The sequence below is a fragment of the Sporosalibacterium faouarense genome (assembly GCF_016765695.1).
Lineage (GTDB): Bacteria > Bacillota > Clostridia > Tissierellales > VENL01 > Sporosalibacterium > Sporosalibacterium faouarense.
The window spans coordinates 1-16,631 of record NZ_JAETGO010000098.1; the positions used below are offsets into that span (position 1 = coordinate 1).

General features: G+C 29.6%; 19 protein-coding genes. 6 read left to right on the forward strand and 13 right to left on the reverse strand.

The window, feature by feature from the left end; translation table 11 throughout:
- Positions 1 to 129: 129 nt before the first annotated feature.
- The 7 genes from hslO to JMO20_RS19090 all read right to left on the reverse strand — a co-directional run bounded on the left by hslO (position 130) and on the right by JMO20_RS19090 (position 6,140).
- A complete protein-coding gene (gene hslO / locus JMO20_RS19060; protein WP_279380187.1) occupies positions 130 to 1,020 on the reverse strand; it encodes an Hsp33 family molecular chaperone HslO in 891 nt (296 codons plus the stop codon).
- 172 nt (positions 1,021 to 1,192) lie between these two features.
- On the reverse strand, positions 1,193 to 1,393 hold the full coding sequence (locus JMO20_RS19065; protein ID WP_202711585.1) for a cold-shock protein: 201 nt from the start codon (positions 1,391 to 1,393) through the stop codon (positions 1,193 to 1,195).
- 215 nt (positions 1,394 to 1,608) lie between these two features.
- On the reverse strand, positions 1,609 to 2,370 hold the full coding sequence (locus tag JMO20_RS19070) for a class I SAM-dependent DNA methyltransferase (RefSeq protein WP_243414879.1): 762 nt from the start codon (positions 2,368 to 2,370) through the stop codon (positions 1,609 to 1,611).
- Positions 2,348 to 3,094: an SIR2 family NAD-dependent protein deacylase gene (locus JMO20_RS19075; protein ID WP_202711345.1), complete on the reverse strand. Its 747-nt coding sequence runs from the start codon at positions 3,092 to 3,094 to the stop codon at positions 2,348 to 2,350. The genes JMO20_RS19070 and JMO20_RS19075 overlap by 23 nt, the downstream gene beginning before the upstream one ends.
- Positions 3,095 to 3,440: 346 nt before the next feature.
- On the reverse strand, positions 3,441 to 3,671 hold the full coding sequence (locus JMO20_RS19080; RefSeq protein WP_202711346.1) for an alpha/beta-type small acid-soluble spore protein: 231 nt from the start codon (positions 3,669 to 3,671) through the stop codon (positions 3,441 to 3,443).
- 301 nt (positions 3,672 to 3,972) lie between these two features.
- Positions 3,973 to 4,977, reverse strand: coding sequence for a type II CAAX endopeptidase family protein (locus tag JMO20_RS19085; protein WP_202711347.1), 1,005 nt, complete (start codon positions 4,975 to 4,977; stop codon positions 3,973 to 3,975).
- An 11-nt stretch (positions 4,978 to 4,988) separates the two neighbouring features.
- Positions 4,989 to 6,140 carry a M20 metallopeptidase family protein gene (locus JMO20_RS19090; protein ID WP_202711348.1) on the reverse strand — a complete coding sequence of 384 codons (1,152 nt, stop codon included), beginning with the start codon at positions 6,138 to 6,140 and terminating at the stop codon, positions 4,989 to 4,991.
- Between the two features lie 289 nt (positions 6,141 to 6,429).
- Between JMO20_RS19090 and JMO20_RS19095 the strand changes: the two genes are divergently transcribed.
- From JMO20_RS19095 to dapD, 4 genes are read left to right on the forward strand one after another with little or no spacing between them, the layout of a single operon-like run.
- Positions 6,430 to 7,428 (forward strand): aspartate-semialdehyde dehydrogenase, encoded by a 999-nt coding sequence (locus JMO20_RS19095; RefSeq protein ID WP_202711349.1) that lies wholly within the window; start codon positions 6,430 to 6,432, stop codon positions 7,426 to 7,428.
- A 55-nt stretch (positions 7,429 to 7,483) separates the two neighbouring features.
- Positions 7,484 to 8,371, forward strand: coding sequence for a 4-hydroxy-tetrahydrodipicolinate synthase (gene dapA / locus JMO20_RS19100; protein ID WP_202711350.1), 888 nt, complete (start codon positions 7,484 to 7,486; stop codon positions 8,369 to 8,371).
- A gap of 4 nt (positions 8,372 to 8,375) precedes the next feature.
- Positions 8,376 to 9,131, forward strand: coding sequence for a 4-hydroxy-tetrahydrodipicolinate reductase (dapB, locus tag JMO20_RS19105; RefSeq protein WP_202711351.1), 756 nt, complete (start codon positions 8,376 to 8,378; stop codon positions 9,129 to 9,131).
- Positions 9,097 to 9,909 (forward strand): 2,3,4,5-tetrahydropyridine-2,6-dicarboxylate N-acetyltransferase, encoded by an 813-nt coding sequence (dapD, locus tag JMO20_RS19110; RefSeq protein ID WP_279380188.1) that lies wholly within the window; start codon positions 9,097 to 9,099, stop codon positions 9,907 to 9,909. The genes dapB and dapD overlap by 35 nt, the downstream gene beginning before the upstream one ends.
- 82 nt (positions 9,910 to 9,991) lie before the next feature.
- Here dapD and hpt read toward each other — a convergent pair whose 3' ends face one another.
- Complete coding sequence (gene hpt / locus JMO20_RS19115) at positions 9,992 to 10,513, reverse strand: hypoxanthine phosphoribosyltransferase (protein ID WP_202711353.1); 522 nt, start codon at positions 10,511 to 10,513, stop codon at positions 9,992 to 9,994.
- 261 nt (positions 10,514 to 10,774) lie between these two features.
- Between hpt and JMO20_RS19120 the strand changes: the two genes are divergently transcribed.
- Positions 10,775 to 10,936, forward strand: coding sequence for a hypothetical protein (locus JMO20_RS19120; protein ID WP_202711355.1), 162 nt, complete (start codon positions 10,775 to 10,777; stop codon positions 10,934 to 10,936).
- On the opposite strand, the gene JMO20_RS19125 is transcribed toward JMO20_RS19120, so the two are convergent.
- The 4 genes from JMO20_RS19125 to JMO20_RS19140 all read right to left on the reverse strand — a co-directional run bounded on the left by JMO20_RS19125 (position 10,926) and on the right by JMO20_RS19140 (position 15,465).
- Positions 10,926 to 12,857 (reverse strand): N-6 DNA methylase family protein, encoded by a 1,932-nt coding sequence (locus tag JMO20_RS19125; protein WP_202711357.1) that lies wholly within the window; start codon positions 12,855 to 12,857, stop codon positions 10,926 to 10,928. The two genes, JMO20_RS19120 and JMO20_RS19125, sit on opposite strands and share 11 nt — an antisense overlap.
- A gap of 4 nt (positions 12,858 to 12,861) precedes the next feature.
- Positions 12,862 to 13,005, reverse strand: coding sequence for a hypothetical protein (locus JMO20_RS19130; RefSeq protein WP_202711594.1), 144 nt, complete (start codon positions 13,003 to 13,005; stop codon positions 12,862 to 12,864).
- 77 nt (positions 13,006 to 13,082) lie between these two features.
- The gene (locus JMO20_RS19135; protein ID WP_202711359.1) at positions 13,083 to 13,760 is read right to left on the reverse strand and encodes a single-stranded DNA-binding protein; all 678 of its coding nucleotides are present in this window, start codon (positions 13,758 to 13,760) and stop codon (positions 13,083 to 13,085) included.
- 256 nt (positions 13,761 to 14,016) lie between these two features.
- Positions 14,017 to 15,465, reverse strand: a complete 1,449-nt coding sequence (locus JMO20_RS19140; RefSeq protein WP_202711361.1) for a Mur ligase family protein — start codon at positions 15,463 to 15,465, stop codon at positions 14,017 to 14,019.
- A 144-nt stretch (positions 15,466 to 15,609) separates the two neighbouring features.
- Between JMO20_RS19140 and JMO20_RS19145 the strand changes: the two genes are divergently transcribed.
- Complete coding sequence (locus JMO20_RS19145; RefSeq protein WP_202711362.1) at positions 15,610 to 15,774, forward strand: hypothetical protein; 165 nt, start codon at positions 15,610 to 15,612, stop codon at positions 15,772 to 15,774.
- Positions 15,775 to 15,823: 49 nt separating this feature from the next.
- On the opposite strand, the gene pdaB is transcribed toward JMO20_RS19145, so the two are convergent.
- Positions 15,824 to 16,600 (reverse strand): polysaccharide deacetylase family sporulation protein PdaB, encoded by a 777-nt coding sequence (gene pdaB / locus JMO20_RS19150; protein WP_202711364.1) that lies wholly within the window; start codon positions 16,598 to 16,600, stop codon positions 15,824 to 15,826.
- Between the last annotated feature and the right edge of the window lie 31 nt (positions 16,601 to 16,631).

Here is a 16,631-nt window from a genome sequence, read left to right on the forward strand (position 1 = left end):
GGAATCGAACCACCGACACGGGGATTTTCAGTCCCCTGCTCTACCGACTGAGCTATCTGGGCATTTGGCCTTCATTTCTGACGACAAAAGTTATTATATAATATCCTGAACATGTTGTCAACATTTTTCTTACTTTTTAGCCTCTTCCAAAAGCTTATTTAATTCTTCAATATTAAAATTATATGAAGTATTGCAAAAATGACAAGATACTTCTGCCTGACCATCTTCTTCAATGATTTCTCTAAGTTCTTTTTCGCCTAAACTTATTAGTGCACTCTCAAGCCTCTCTTTTGAACAATCACATGTCAAATTAATATCATGCTTTTCTTTTATCTCCATTTCAAATTCTCCAAAGACCTTTTCAAGTATTTCTTCAGGGTTATTTCCTTCGTCAATTAATTTGGAAATTGGTTCAGCGTTATTTAATATTTCCTCTAATCTTTTCAATTTTTCTTCAGATATATTAGGTAAAATCTGAACTATATATCCACCTGAAGCCCTAACGCTTAAGTCTTTAGCTACTAAGACTCCTAAAGCTACAGCAGATGGTTGTTGCTCTGATGAAGCAAAATAATATGTTAAATCCTCGGCGATTTCTCCGGATATCAATTTAGACTGGCCAATATATGGCTCTCTTAATCCTAAATCTCTAATTATTATCATTCTACCATTTTTCCCAACTGCATTACCCACATCTAATTTACCATTGGATTTTAAAGGCAAATCAACATTTGGATCACCCACATAACCCTTAACTTGGCCTTTACTATTAGCTACAGCCAGCACTGTTTTTAATGGACCATCACCTTTTATCTGAATACTTATTTTGTGTTTTTCTCCTTTTAACATTAATCCCATAACTCCAGCACCAGTCAATGTTCTCCCTAACGCCGCTGTAGCTACTGGGGTTGTATTATGTATCCTTCTTGCTGACTCAACCATATTAGTAGTTGTAGCAACAAATACTCTTATAGCTTTATCTTTATCCAAAGTTCTTATAACATAATCTTTCATATTCATTATATGCCTCCTCACAAAATACGTTACCTCATTCAGATTTTATTATACCCTATAATATTTTACAATAAAACCATGAGATTAAAATAGAGCAAAAAAATAAAAGTCCCATGAAATGGGACTTTAGATGCTACTGTTTAAAAACTATATATAAAAATCGAATGATTATCTAATCTTATAGTTTTACAACGTTTGTAGCTTGAGGACCTTTTTCTCCCTCAACGATTTCGAATTCAACTTCTTGACCTTCGTCTAAAGTTTTGAATCCATCAGTTTCGATTGCTGAGTAATGTACGAATACGTCTTCTCCATCTTCAGTAGAGATGAAACCATAACCTTTAGTGGCATTGAACCACTTAACTGTACCTTTAACCATGAAACACATTCCTCCTAAAAAAACTTAAATTTAATTTGCAGACTGCACTATGTACAACTACAATTATCCATAGTTTAACACAACTATTTTCCTTTGTCAAATAATATTTCCATCTATAAAAATCTTATACCTGTTTTTTTATGAATTCTATTTTTTCCCTAATACGAAAATTATTGCCATTTATTCTTGCAATCTTTAACAATATTTTTATCTTATTACTTTGTAGCTATGAAATTTATACGTTCACTTGTTTCATTTATAGAATTAAAAGTAAATCCCTCATAAACATCAATATTTTTGAATTCACTTGACTTTAGCACTTCAATTATCTCATTTGTTTTATAAGCTTTTTGTATATGATTTTCATCAAATCTTAAATATTTTTCTGCTTCTTTGACAAAAAAGGTCAGATAAAATTCACATTGATCATTCTCATCATCATAAAAATTATCCCATATGTAATATATCTCTTCTCTATCTTCTACAAAAGTATTATTAGCAATAATATTGTTCAGCTTATAATATGAATTGATATCAAATATAAACATACCATCCTCATTTAGATGATTATATACATTGTTAAATGTATTAATAAGATCCTCTCTATCTGTTATGTAATTCAGGCTGTCACATAGACATAAAATCAAATCATATTTTTTATTTAAATCGAAATTAGTCATATCTTGATTTAATATTTCACAGTTTTTATATTTTCTAAGCTTATCATAAGCAACAGACAACATTTCCTCTGATAAATCAAAGCAAGTTATATCATAATCATCCTCACATAGAAATTTTGTTAAACTTCCAGTTCCACATGCCATCTCTAATACTGTTTTAGGTTCATATCTGTATTTATTTAATATTTCTTTAATATATTTATACCATCTATTATAATCAACATTATCCATTAAAGTATCATATAGCTTAGCAAAATTATTGTATGCATTCATTTTAAGTCCCCTTTTTAAGTTCATTTACAATTTTATCTAAAGCATCTCCCGCTCTTTCTTTTATTACAATATCAGCTTGTCTGTCAAAAGGAGTGCTTCCTAAATTTATAATTATCAACCTTGATGCCATTTGAGGTAAATAGCTAACAGGTGCCACACTTAAGCTTGAGCCTACAACTATTAATAATTCGCAGTTCTGAACCAAATCCCAGGCAATATTAAAATCTTTTGGTAATTGATCTCCAAACATGACAACATTGGGTCGCAATATACCGCCACATCTATTACATTTAGGGGGTATTACTTCTCTTTTTACTTGTTCAACCAAGTTGTTTAATTCAACTTGATTATTACAAGAAGTACATCTTCCACTCCTTGTATCTCCATGTACTTCGTATATGATTTTAGAGCCTGCTTTTTGATGCAAGTTATCAATATTCTGTGTTATTATTCCCTTTATAAACCCCATTTCTTCCATTTCAGCTAAAGCTATATGTCCTTTGTTAGGCTTCACATCTTTCATATCTGTTAATAGCTTAAATCCTTCTTCATAAAATTTTCTTGGATTGTTAAGAAGCACTGAAGTAGATAGTGCCTCCATAGGGTCTATTTTCTCCCATAAGCCTGTATTTGGACTTCTAAAATCCGGTATTCCACTTTCAGTCGAAATACCCGCTCCCGTTAAGATCAGAGTGTCTTTTGAAGTATTAATCATTTTACATGCAGCCTTAATCTCATTATCAATCATATAAACAACTCCTTGGATATCCTCAAGTAAATCCAGTTATTAGAGTAATTTTAATCTTAAGTATAAACTAAATTACAACCATCTATAATTTCAAAATTATATAGTACTCTCCACTCAATATATAGTATATATTATAAAAACATGTTTAGTAAATGTGATATTTTTTGTAATTCTATTCTATCCAAGATATAATCTTGTAAAATATTTTTTATATGAAAATATAAAAGTTCAAATAAATATAATTTAACTGGTTTTATTTGTACATCTCATAAGAACACAATTTATTTCTAATTCTTATGAAAAACAATAAAAGAACGAAGATCACATCCCCGTTCCTAATTATCAATTATCCTTTAATTTCTACTTCATTTTCTTTCTTATTTTTCATCTCTACTTCTTTAGCTTTAGCTTTTTTCCTAACAGTCATAATTCCACCAATTCTTCCAGTTTCCTTAGCTGTCAGTCCTCCCCATCCATCCTTTGCTATCTTATCCATTAGTCCTAACTCATTTGCTATCTCATATTTCATTTTATCTTCAGGTGTCTCAATTTTTTTCTTTTTCTTCTTCTTAGCCATTTATACCCCTCCTTATTTCTATTATGTGGATTAGGAGAGATTTTATTCCTTTTTATTTAAAAAATATTACTAAAGTATTACCAAGTTGATACAGTTTTTAAGAATACGTAAAATATGGCTTTTTTACTTGATTTCTTTTTTTTAAAGTGTTAGACTTAATCATGTTGAAATACTAACAAAAGAGTACTAACGTAATAGTACTACTTTCCCACTCCCCCCTTTAATATTTTATAGATATTAAAGATTTAAAAAATATGAAATGACCTACTTCCCCCAGTAGGTCATTTTCGTTTTTTGACAACTATAATGTTATAAACAAATATCCTTGATATACAAACAATACACCTGCCAATATAATAGGTAAGACAGTAAATACCTTCTTAGATGTACTTAATTGTCCAAAATAATTTCTTATTTTTACTTCCTTTTCTCTAATCATAAATATGTCATCATTTTGCTTATCCTTATCTGGAAGAATCTTTAACAGCTTATATATTATAATACTGCATATGATTGCTAATGCAGCTATAGGTATCAACCAAAAGCTATAAGATAATAATTGGACTCCCTTTGGTAAGCTATTTAACTGATCCATTGACTGCTCACTAATGCTTTGATTTAGCCCTGTAGATTCGTTCAAGTTCTGTAACAGCTTATTTAATAGAACCCCAAGAGTCAAGGCAAAAGCATTATTTGTTGCATGGGCTAACATGGTTGCAAAGATTGAATTAGTTTTTAATAGTATATATCCAAATAACACTCCTAAAAAAATAGGCCCAAAAAGATTTTGAAGATTAAAATGAAATGCTCCAAATAAAATAGCAGAAATGAATATTGCCTTCTTTTTACCTAATCTTTCATAAGTCTTTAGCATTAATCCTCTAAACATTACTTCTTCACATATTCCAGCTGAAATAGCAATAACAAATAATCCAAGTAAATACTCTCCTCCTGTTTCTGGAATTGGTATCGGATTAGGTCTAACCTTTCCAAGTAAACTAAGCACAATAATCATTATATAATTAATAAATACACCTATAGGATAAGCTAACATAGTAATCAATGGCACAAGAAAAAACTGCTTTAAAGATAGCTTATTTAATCTTAATACATGTTTTAAACTATATCCCCTTAGCTTAGTAAATATAACTGTTGGAAGAAGTATGATTCCAAATTCAGTGATTAAAATTCCTTTATTAAAATCCCAACTTTGAGCTAATGCTCCTAAAGTAACCAAAACTATTGCAATAAAAAAATAAAAATAATTAGATTCCAATATAGTAGGTTCTTCCAATCTATTTTCCATTTAATCGCCCCCTATAAAATAACTTCTAGTTGATTACATATTTTAATATATTTTTTAACTCCATTTATTAAAATAGCTTCATTAAAATCAAAGCAATTATTATGTAAAGGATGAATATATCCTAATTCTTCATTTCTAGCTCCTAGCATAAAGAAAAGTCCTGGAACCTCTTGTTGATAAAATGAGAAATCCTCTGAAATCATCATAGGCTTCATATTTATAATTTCATCCTCGTCTAAAATGCTTCTAAACATCTCACATAATTCTGTATCATTAATTACCGCTGGGTACATATCTCTAATATTAGTATCTATTTCTATATTATACATTTTTTCAAGACCTTTATTTATTTCGTTTATTCTTGTTTTTATTAGATTGTACACACTAGGATTAAAAGCTCTAATGGTCCCTTCCATGTTAACCTTCTCAGCAATAATGTTTCTTGCCTCTCCACCTTTTATCTTACCAATAGTAACGACTCCACCTTCAATAGGTTCTATATTTCTACTCACTATACTCTGATAATTACTAATTAGTTGAGAAGCTACATATATGCCATCTATAGCTGTATGTGGCATTGCTCCATGACCACCCTTAGCCTTAATTACTATATCAAATTCACCAGTTGCGGCCATTAACGCTCCTGATTTAAAACCTACCTTACCTTCTTCAATATCTGGCAAAATATGAAGTCCAAATATCTTCTCAATATTATACTTTTTAAAAACTCCTTCCCTAATAATAACTTCAGCTCCGCCTGGGCCTTCCTCAGCAGGTTGAAAAATCAAAACAACATCTCTCTCTAATTGTTCATAATTAGAAAGATATATGGCTAATCCAAGTAGAATAGACATGTGTCCGTCATGACCACATGCATGCATCATTCCTTCTACTTCAGAGGCAAATGAACTCCCAGTTTTTTCAGTAACCTCTAAGCCATCAATATCTGATCTAAAAGCTATTGCTCCTTTATTACTATTACCTCTTTTATAACCTATAACTCCTGTTTTAGCAACAATCTCTGTCTCATAACCAAGTTCATTTAAGTAGTCATTAATAAATTTTGAGGTTTTAAACTCGTTAAAACCGATTTCAGGTATTCTATGCAAATGTCTTCTGATTTCAATTATTTTTTTGGACAAATCTCTCAAATCCTCACTCATTATACCCCTCCTAATAAATCATATTATAATTTTATCCTTTTTAGTTATTCATTTCAAATTTTTTGTTTTAAAACTCCATAAGTATACACCATTTATGCACTAAACAAATAAACTGTTATTAGTACGTATTTATTTTAATTAAAACTAGCACAAATTATAATATCAATTTTCCTAATTTGTTAGTAGCATCATAAACAAAAGATTATATAGTTAAATAGTCACTTTACTGTATTTTTTTCATATCATCATAATATATATATTTATAGAGTATTTAATAAGGAGGATTAGCATGAAAAATATTAATTTAGCTATAGTTGGAGCAACTGGAATGGTCGGTAGAACATTTCTGAAGATACTTGAAGAAAGAAATTTTCCTATCGATAATTTATATCTTTTTGCATCCTCAAAATCAAAAGGTCAAAAACTAACTTTTAAAGACAAAGAGTATGTTGTTGAAGAGCTTCAAGAAACTTCCTTTAATGGAGATATTGATATAGCATTGTTTAGTGCAGGTGGAGAAGTCAGTAAAAGATTTGCTCCTATTGCAAAAGAAAAAGGTGTTATTGTCATTGATAATAGTAGTGCCTGGCGAATGAATGATGAGGTTCCTCTTGTTGTGCCAGAAGTAAACCCTTCTGATGTCACTTGGCATAAAGGCATAATATCTAATCCTAATTGTTCTACAATCCAATGTGTTGTACCATTAAAACCCTTACATGACCTATTTAAAATCAAAAGAATAGTATTCTCTACTTATCAGGCTGTTTCTGGATCAGGATTAGGTGGACTCAAGGACCTTGAAAATGGTCTTAATTCGTTAAAACCAAAAAAATATCCTCATCCTATTGCATTTAATTGTCTTCCACATATTGATATTTTTATGGACAATAATTATACTAAGGAAGAAATGAAAATGATTCAGGAAACTAAGAAAATATTAGATGATGACTCTCTTAATATTACTGCCACATCAGTCAGGGTACCTGTGAAATTTGGACACTGTGTATCTATAAATCTTGAGTTTGAAAGAACATTTGAAATACAAGATATATATAATTCATTTAGAAGCTCTAAAGGTATAATTGTTCAAGACGATGTATCAAGAAACATATATCCGACTCCATTAAGCTGTGAAGGTACAGACGATGTGTATGTAGGGAGAATTAGAAGAGATTATAGTATAAAAAATGGACTTAATTTGTGGGTAGTTGCTGATAATATCAGGAAAGGTGCTGCTACTAATACTGTTCAGATTGCTGAATTACTACTTAAATATTTTAAAATGTAAAAATCATCAATTATTTTTTGAGATGGACTATCAAATTTATTAAGGAGGATTAACAATGACATTATTTAGAGGTTCTGGAGTAGCAATAGTAACTCCATTTACTGAAAATGGGATTGATTTTAAAAAGTTAGATGAACTAATAAATTGGCAAATAAACGAAGGTACAGATGGGATAATAATTTGTGGTACAACTGGAGAAGCTTCTACCATGACTGAAAAAGAACATAAAGCAACAATAAAATGTGCAGTAAACTCAACTAAAAAAAGAGTTCCAGTAATAGCAGGTACTGGTTCAAATAATACTCAACACGCTATAGAAATGAGTCAATATGCAGAATCTGTAGGAGTAGATGGATTACTTATAGTTACTCCATACTATAATAAAACAACTCAAAAAGGGTTAATCAATCATTATACTGCAATTGCTGATAGCGTAGACTTACCTATTATTGTTTATAATGTACCTAGTAGAACTGGATTAAACGTACTTCCATCAACATTAGTTAAGCTATCTGAGCATAAAAACATTGTAGCCGTAAAAGAAGCCAGTGGTGACATAGGTCAAGTAGCTGAAATGGCCAGATTATTACCAGATGATTTTGATATATACTCTGGAAATGATAATATGATAGTTCCTTTAATGTCTCTCGGTGGTAAAGGAGTTATATCTGTAGTTGCCAATATACTTCCTAAGGATACACACAATATGGCTTCATATTATTTGGAAGGTAAAATAGAAGAAGCAAAGAAACTTCAACTCAAGATGAATGGCCTTGTCAATGCATTATTCGTTGAAACAAACCCTATACCAGTTAAAACCGCCATGAACTTACTAGGAATGAATGTTGGTAAATTAAGATTACCATTAACCGAAATGTCTACTTCTAATTTAGAAATATTAAAAGAAGAAATGAACTTATATGGATTACAGGTAGGGATGTGATATTTTGTTAAGAGTTATAATAAATGGATGCAATGGTCAAATGGGTCAGGTCTTAATTAAAGAAATAAATAAAGATACTCAGATGACTATTTTAGCGGGAGTTGATAGAACACCAGAAAAAATTAATAATGAATTTCCAGTATTTAGTGATATATTTCAAAATAAGAAAAAAGCAGACGTTATTATAGACTTTTCTAACCCCTATTATCTACCAGGATTATTAGACTATGCTATAGAAAATCATACAGCATTAGTAATCGCTACAACTGGATTTTCATCTATAGACATGAGTAATATTCATCAAGCATCAAAAAAAGTGCCAATTTTTTATTCAGCTAATATGTCATTAGGTATAAACGTATTATTAAATCTTGTTAAGCAATCTGCTATCTCTCTTAAGGAAAATTTTGATATTGAAATAATAGAAAAACATCATAACAAAAAAGTTGATTCCCCTAGTGGAACAGCATATATGATAGCAAATGAGATTAATAATAGCTTAGATAACTCTAAGGAATATGTTTTTGGAAGATACACTAAAAAAGATAAAAGACAGAAAAATGAAATAGGAATTCATGCCATTAGAGGAGGTTCCATTGTTGGAGAACATCAGGTTCTTTTTGCCGGTACAGACGAAGTAATTGAAATAAAACATTCTGCAACTTCAAAAAGTATTTTTGCTATAGGAGCTATCAAAGCTTCTAAGTTTCTCATTACTAAAAACAATGGTTTATATGATATGCAAGATATTATCAAATAAAAGAGTTTTAAAAGGGGATGGAAAACCAATGACTAATCAGCCTTCAAGTACCCATACAGAACAAAAAGTAGATTTAACTGATCCTTATAAGATTGCAAAATTTATAAAGGACTCAAAAAAAAGCACACCTGTTAAGGTATACATAAAGGGCAACTTTGACGATATCTCCAGTGACTTCCCCAATGTAAAATCATTTGGCGATAAAGGCTTCAAAATCCTCATAGGTGAATATAATGATATAAGTAACATTTTAGACAAGTATGAAAACGTTATAATTGATTATTATATGGAATGCGATAGGCGAAATTCAGCAATTCCTTTATTAAACATCTCTACTATAAAGGCTCGCATAGAACCAGGGGCTGTAATTAGAGATAGAGTTTCCATAGGATTAAATGCAGTAATAATGATGGGTGCAATAATAAATATTGGGGTTGAAATCGGAAAAAATACTATGATTGATATGAACGCAGTTATTGGAGCAAGAGCTATAATTGGCGAGAACTGTCACGTTGGTGCAGGCGCCGTAGTAGCGGGTGTTCTTGAACCACCCAGTAAGACTCCAGTAATAATAGAAGACGATGTCCTAATAGGGGCAAATGCAGTTTTACTTGAGGGAGTCAAGGTAAATAGAGGTGCAGTTGTAGCTGCTGGATCAATAGTGACTAAGGATGTTCCTGCTAATAGTGTTGTTGCAGGCGTCCCAGCTAGAGTAATTAAAGAAAAAGATGCTCAAACTATAGATAAGGTTAAAATACTTGAGGACTTAAGAGGTTAATAATGTTAAACTATCTATAAAAGAGTCACATGGCATATCAACATGTGACTCTAATTTATTTTAAGTATTTTTTAATAAATAGTTAGTCTTCAAAAGAGAATATATAAGGAATATTTCTGTAGTAATCACCATAATTAAGTCCATATCCAACTATAAATAAATCAGGAATTGAATATCCTACATAGTCAGGTGCAATATCAGCTACTCTTCTATCAGGTTTATCTAAGAAAACACATGACTTTATTGAGCTAGGGTTAGATTTCTTTAAATGATCAATAATAACTTTCATTGTTAATCCAGAATCCATTATATCATCAACAATTAAAACATCTCTACCTTCTACGTCTACCCCTAAATCATTTACAATATCGACATTCCCTGAACTTTCCTCACCGTGTCCATAGCTAGATGTTGTCATAAACTCTATTTGAGTTGGAACGTTTATTTCTCTCACTAAGTCAGCAGTAAATATAAAGCTTCCCTTTAACAAGGATACTATTAATATTTTTTTTCCTTTATAATCTTCACTTATTTTCTTACCTAGTTCTGCATTTTTTGCCTTAATTTCTTTTTCAGAAAATAGGACCTTTTTTTTCCTATCCATATCCACCCAAAATCATCTCCTTAAGCAGTATTATAATTAGTATTCTTTCGATATTTATGTCCTATTCTAGCTCAATGAAACTTCTTTGTCAACAACTCATTAATTAGATGTATGTTTTTTATTGTTTTTTTATGTTTTTTCCAAAAAGTTCTGATGCTAGAAGGAATTTTAGCATTTTTAGCGAATATATGGAAATAATGGTAAATATATTATATTAATAGTTTCAATTTTTTATTTCCATATATTAAAGGGGGTAATGTCATGAAACCCAATATGAAAAAAATCGAAAAGGATCTAGAACAATTGTGTATTGATATTATAAATTTACTTGATAACTTAAAGGCACAAGGTGCTATTACAGAAGAGGAATATATCAAACACACCACTGCTAAGAGGGATTTTCTTCAAAAAATCAATAAATAGACATTTCATTTTCAATTTCATTTATCTCTCTATCAGTTAAATCAAAAATTTTATAGATTTCTCTATTAATATACTGCATATTTCTTACTATATCTAATTTAAAATCGCGCCAACTTTTTGACTCTAAACTAGTATTGTTTACGAGTCCTTTTTTCATTTCAATAATTCTATCTACCCTCTCGGCAAAGTCATTCTGAACATTCTTTTCAGGTATTATTATTGGATTGTTCTGTATATGAAATATTTTCACCTGAGGAAAGACTTTACCCGATTCTCTAACAAGACTCCTGTACAAGAAGCTATAAAAATTAGAATTTAATAATGCCAATATATATTTTATATTAACCTTATCTTTATACTCATCTCTTACCTTTAATGAATATAAGGTATTTAATAGATAATATCCCTCATCATCATATGCACAAATAAATCTATCTGCTGTCTGTCTAATTAATATTTTCTCATCATCAATAAACTCTTTTCTCATAAATGTTGCATATTCTCCCTTTGTTTTATCTATTATGCCTTTATCATCAATTATATATAAACCCTTCCATGAATAACAATAATCAGATATGTTTTTTCCTTCAAGTATTTTTTTTGTATTTTTAATATTACCATTAGTTGTTAATAACTTTTTTCTAATATTCCCAGTGGCAATACCAGCTATAACTTCGCAGATATCGTTTAACTTAAACATACTCTTTTCAAAAATTCTTTTTCTCAACTCAAAAGTAATGTCTGAAGAGTGAATATCAAAGACATTTTTCATTAAATCTTCATAATAGAATTGGGGAATTAATTTCGGCTTTACATATTTAATATCTTTCATTATATTTTTACTCTTCATAATGTTTTTGCATACAATTAAATTTTCTTTTCTTTCTACTTCTTTCTTTTCAAGAATTATTATGGCCATATTCATACTAACACTCTCAAATATTCCTTCACCAAGATTAACAATTTCATTTATATATGTATTTTCAAGGATTAACTTTCTTATGGGAGTAAAATTATTATTAGTCAACAAATTGCCCGGTAAAACAAATGCTATCTTCCCCCCACAACTAGTAAGCTCAATAGATTTTTCAATAAATAAGCTATATATATCAAATCTACCAGTAGCAGTCATATATCTTTCTTTTAGTGAATCCTTATTGAAATGCTTATTTATCCTTCTATTCTCTAAATAAGGAGGATTTCCAATAATAAAATCATATTCATTAATATCTAATTCATTTTCCATTAAAAAATCAATACATTTGAAATTAAAATTCAGATCTATATGACCTCCAACTTTCTCCAAACATTTCAAGTATATATTGTATTTACATAATTCTAAAGCTTTAGAGTCGATATCGACTCCATATAGATTATTTTCAACAATACTTTTAACTATCTCTTCAATTTTTAGATTAGTGTACTTCTTATACCAATTTATCAATATTTTAAATACATGTATAAGAAACATACCCGCTCCACAAGCAGGCTCTAATATTTTTATATCCTTTAATTCTTCTCCCTTACCTTTTGTATAGTTTTGATTTATCACCTTGGTTAAGGAATTTTCCGCTATGTACTCAACAAGCCAATCTGGAGTATAATAAATACTATATTTTTCTTTTTTCTCTTGTCTTTTTACTACTAGTTCATATATTAATGGAATTAGATTATCTTCTCTAATTATTTCACTATCCATAATGCTACTTAAAAAATTAAAAACAGGACTTTGAGTAGTTCTATTGATTTTTTCTTCTGAGAATCCTAAAAACTCTTTATAGTCCCCTTTTAATTCTTTTACTTTAAGGATAATAACTGAATCAAATATAAACTCTTCAGTATATTCTTTTCCAAACTCTTCAATAATTTTATCAATAATTAGATTTAGCTTTTCTTTTAGATTTACCATATCATTCACCATTAGATTAGTCTCTATCTTTTATTTGATTATTTACCATTAGCTTCTTAATATTCTTTAATTCAACTAGTATTCTATTTAAAGAATATTGAATGCTTATTAAAATTACGAAAAAGATCACTCCAAGAATAATTCCTGTTTCAATATTCATAATTATACACCACCTTTAAAGTATATTATACCAAAAAAACAGACCGTCTAAAGACAGTCTGTGATATTAACCCTATTTTATTCTTCATCCTCTTCTTTTTCTTCTCTGTTATTATCATCTTCCAAGAATTCTAACTTAGAAATTGAAACCTCATAAGCCACTCTATTTAAAACTGAACCATCGGAAAGCTTTTTCTGGTATTCTCTACTTTGGATTCTACCCCATAGCTTAATATGATCTCCTACCTTTAATTTTTCACAAAATCTTGCATTCCTCCCCCAAGCAATGCAAGGAATATAATCAGATTTATTATATGGTCTATTTACTGCAATTAATAAATCAGTTATCTCTCTTCCAAACGGAGTTGTTCTATAAATTGGATTTTTACAAATAAATCCATCAAGATAAATTTCATTAGGCTTTTTAAGTAATTCTTCAAGTTCTTCTTCATTATGAGGTGCATAAGCATCTCTAGCAAAAACTGTTAATAATAATTTATTATTGCCATCAACATACCTATTATAGGACCTCAATTGGCCCTCTATAACTAAATGTTTACCTTCTGCTATATCTATATTGACTAAGAGCCTTTCAGATATAGTAATTGGTAAAACATCAGAGTGATCACTTAACCTAGGAACCTCTAATTCAAAGGTATAGAATCCCTCTCCATACATTTCATGACTAAACTCCTTTTCACTTACTACTTTTCCAACGATAGTGACAATATTTGTTTCAATAACTTTATCAACCATCTAGTCCCCACTCCCCTTCCTATTCTTATGTTTTTCATTATGGACTAATCTACAATTATACTTATTCAATAATTATTAATAATATGATGATTTTTTCTCTAAGTATAACTATATTTTTTCTTTGGTAAAAATAATTTATATTTTTTTATGTTGAAACACCCCTATTATTAAATATTTGACTTTTCTTTAAAAATTCCTTCTATTAGGTTAACAAAAAAACAATAAAAAAAATTAAAGACTGCTAATTAACAGTCTTTTAACCAATGCTCTTTTCCTCTAATTTTAAAATGTCAGTTAAAATTTCTTTTCCTTTATTCATTCCTTGAGCCCCAAGTAACAATATTATATCATCTCTATCAGTTATACTAACAGCCCTACTAATTGAATTCTTCAAGTTCTCTTCTATATGATAATCTAATTTTGCAGAGTTAAATATTTGCTTATATATCATAACTTCCTCTTTTGTTACTCTATCTTTTTCCTTAACGAAATCATTACTTAAGGACAAAATTACCTTTTTAACACCTAGAACGTTAGTCCATTCAGCAATTACGTTTGCATTTTCTTCGTTAATCTCTATTCCTCTACTTCCTCTTATAGCATTTACTAAAATAATACTGTTGTATTCCATTCCTTGTATAGCTTCAAAAACTGCCTCATAGCTAGCAGGATTATGACTAAAATCATCTAGAACAAGAAATTCATTCTCATATATTTTTTCTAATCTTCTACTAACTCCTTTAAATTCTAAAAGAGATTTTTTTATATCATCCATGGCTACTCCAAAGTATAGAGCAGTTGAAATTGCTGCTAAGGTATTATATACATTATGATTTCCAATAAGGTTTAGTGTTAAAGGAAATTCTAGTGGCTCTATTTCTTCTCCATAAATAGTAGTTATCCCCCTCTGTACACATAAATTAAAGTTTGTTTTATTACTACTATGCAGACTAGATGCCGTAATAGTTGCTTTTTTACTTAATCCATACGTTATTACTATAACATTATCATTACTTTCAATTAATTTAGTAGCATTATCATCATCTATATTTAATATTGCTAATCTATTTCTTGGAAGAGAACTAAAAAGTATTTTCTTTGTTTCTAAGTAATCCTTTTGACTCTTATGAAAGTCATTGTGGTCTCTGGTTATATTGGTATGTATAGCTACATCAAAATCTAGTCCATATGTTCTAAATAGCTTTAGTCCATGGGATGAAACCTCCATTATAGCTACTTCTACTCCTGCTTCTACCATTTGACTTAGGGTATAAAACATTGTTTCAGCATCTGGAGTTGTAAGCTCAGATTTAAAATGTTCTTTATCAATTCTTATTCCTAAAGTTCCAATAATACCAGTTTTGTAGCCTGAATTACCAAGTATATTTTCGATTATATGAGTTGTTGTTGTCTTTCCATTAGTTCCAGTTACACCTATTAGTTTTAATTTTTCAGATGGATAGTCATAGAATTCATTTAAAAGTTCTGATAGTTTTATTCTACTATTTTCAACTTCAATAATTGGTACAGATTTCTTATTTATTTTTTTCTCAGTATAAATTAGTTCTGCACCATTCTCTATGGCTTTATCTATATAATCATTTCCATCCTCTTTTTCTCCCTTTATTGCTACAAAAGCGTATCCATTCTTTACTTTCCTTGAATCACATGTAATTCCTTTTATGCTTATTCCATTTAGCATCATAAAAACAGCTCTCCTTTAAAGAACTTTATTTTATATGTTTTATGTTTTACTATATAACTATTTTTATGTAGCTTAACCTATTTTTCTATTATTTACTATAATAATAAATAGTAAAACACAAACAATAATCAAGAGGTGATAATTATGAAAATGAATAAAATTTCATCAAATGCTAGAAAAGCCTTTAGTGATTTTAAAGAAGAAATCGCTGAAGAAATCAAATTTGATGGAAATAACAAGGTAGGTCAAGCAGCTAAAAATGTAAAAAATAAAATTGAAGACCTATATACTAATTTAGGTAGATCATAGGTATATAAAAAAATTAGAGAGCCATTTTCTTGGCGCTCTAATTTCTTTACTAATTATTTGGTTTTTGTATCTGTTTACCGGTATGATCTATGTAAAAATTATCTTTATATATTAACTCTGAAATTGGTACAATCTCATAGCCTTGATTCTGTAGTTCTTTAATAATAATAGGCAAATATTCTGCTACATATTTTGCATTATTGTGAAAAAGAATTATTGAGCCTTCCTTAGCATTTTTGATTACCCTGTCCACTACAGGTTGAACTCCTCTTTCTTTCCAATCTAATGAATCTACGTCCCATTGAATTGTATAGTACCCATTATCTCTACATGTTTGAATAAGAGTGTCATTATAATCTCCAAATGGTGGTCTAAATAAAATCGGATCATTACCAGTAATATCCTTTATTTTATTATGAGTATTCATCAACTCTTCCGTAATTTGTTGTGCACCTAACTGTGGCATATGAGGATGATTAGATGAGTGATTCCCAATTTCATGTCCTCTTGAAACGATTTCCTTAACCTTATCAGGATATTTATCAACCCAAAATCCTACTAGAAAAAATGTTGTTTTGACATTATATTCATCTAGAGTATCTAAAATTTGTTCTGTGTATTGACTCCCCCAGGCTGCATCAAAGCTAATTGCCACTTTTTTCTCTGATGTATCTACACTATATATAGGTAATTCTTTCTTAGGGGTAAATGCCCCTACTATTCCCCCGTTACCACTGAGCTGTGTATATGCAATAGAGCCTACTACAAGAATTGCTACGATAATTATGGTAATAGAATTTCGTTTATTTAAAAATAATAGCTTCAATTTATTCCCCCCTCAATAAAATCTAGTATTA

Bases quoted from the DNA above. Each gene is read 5' to 3' on its own strand.
- hslO (WP_279380187.1), bottom strand. From the start codon at position 1,020: ATGAATATGAAAGATTATGTTATAAGAACTTTGGATAAAGATAAAGCT.
- JMO20_RS19065 (WP_202711585.1), bottom strand. From the start codon at position 1,393: ATGGTTAAAGGTACAGTTAAGTGGTTCAATGCCACTAAAGGTTATGGT.
- JMO20_RS19070 (WP_243414879.1), bottom strand. From the start codon at position 2,370: ATGAACTTAAAAAGGGGACTTAAAATGAATGCATACAATAATTTTGCT.
- JMO20_RS19075 (WP_202711345.1), bottom strand. From the start codon at position 3,094: ATGATTGATAATGAGATTAAGGCTGCATGTAAAATGATTAATACTTCA.
- JMO20_RS19080 (WP_202711346.1), bottom strand. From the start codon at position 3,671: ATGGCTAAGAAGAAGAAAAAGAAAAAAATTGAGACACCTGAAGATAAA.
- JMO20_RS19085 (WP_202711347.1), bottom strand. From the start codon at position 4,977: ATGGAAAATAGATTGGAAGAACCTACTATATTGGAATCTAATTATTTT.
- JMO20_RS19090 (WP_202711348.1), bottom strand. From the start codon at position 6,140: ATGAGTGAGGATTTGAGAGATTTGTCCAAAAAAATAATTGAAATCAGA.
- JMO20_RS19095 (WP_202711349.1), top strand. From the start codon at position 6,430: ATGAAAAATATTAATTTAGCTATAGTTGGAGCAACTGGAATGGTCGGT.
- dapA (WP_202711350.1), top strand. From the start codon at position 7,484: ATGACATTATTTAGAGGTTCTGGAGTAGCAATAGTAACTCCATTTACT.
- dapD (WP_279380188.1), top strand. From the start codon at position 9,097: ATGGTTTATATGATATGCAAGATATTATCAAATAAAAGAGTTTTAAAA.
- hpt (WP_202711353.1), bottom strand. From the start codon at position 10,513: ATGGATAGGAAAAAAAAGGTCCTATTTTCTGAAAAAGAAATTAAGGCA.
- JMO20_RS19120 (WP_202711355.1), top strand. From the start codon at position 10,775: ATGAAACCCAATATGAAAAAAATCGAAAAGGATCTAGAACAATTGTGT.
- JMO20_RS19125 (WP_202711357.1), bottom strand. From the start codon at position 12,857: ATGGTGAATGATATGGTAAATCTAAAAGAAAAGCTAAATCTAATTATT.
- JMO20_RS19130 (WP_202711594.1), bottom strand. From the start codon at position 13,005: ATGAATATTGAAACAGGAATTATTCTTGGAGTGATCTTTTTCGTAATT.
- JMO20_RS19135 (WP_202711359.1), bottom strand. From the start codon at position 13,760: ATGGTTGATAAAGTTATTGAAACAAATATTGTCACTATCGTTGGAAAA.
- JMO20_RS19140 (WP_202711361.1), bottom strand. From the start codon at position 15,465: ATGATGCTAAATGGAATAAGCATAAAAGGAATTACATGTGATTCAAGG.
- JMO20_RS19145 (WP_202711362.1), top strand. From the start codon at position 15,610: ATGAAAATGAATAAAATTTCATCAAATGCTAGAAAAGCCTTTAGTGAT.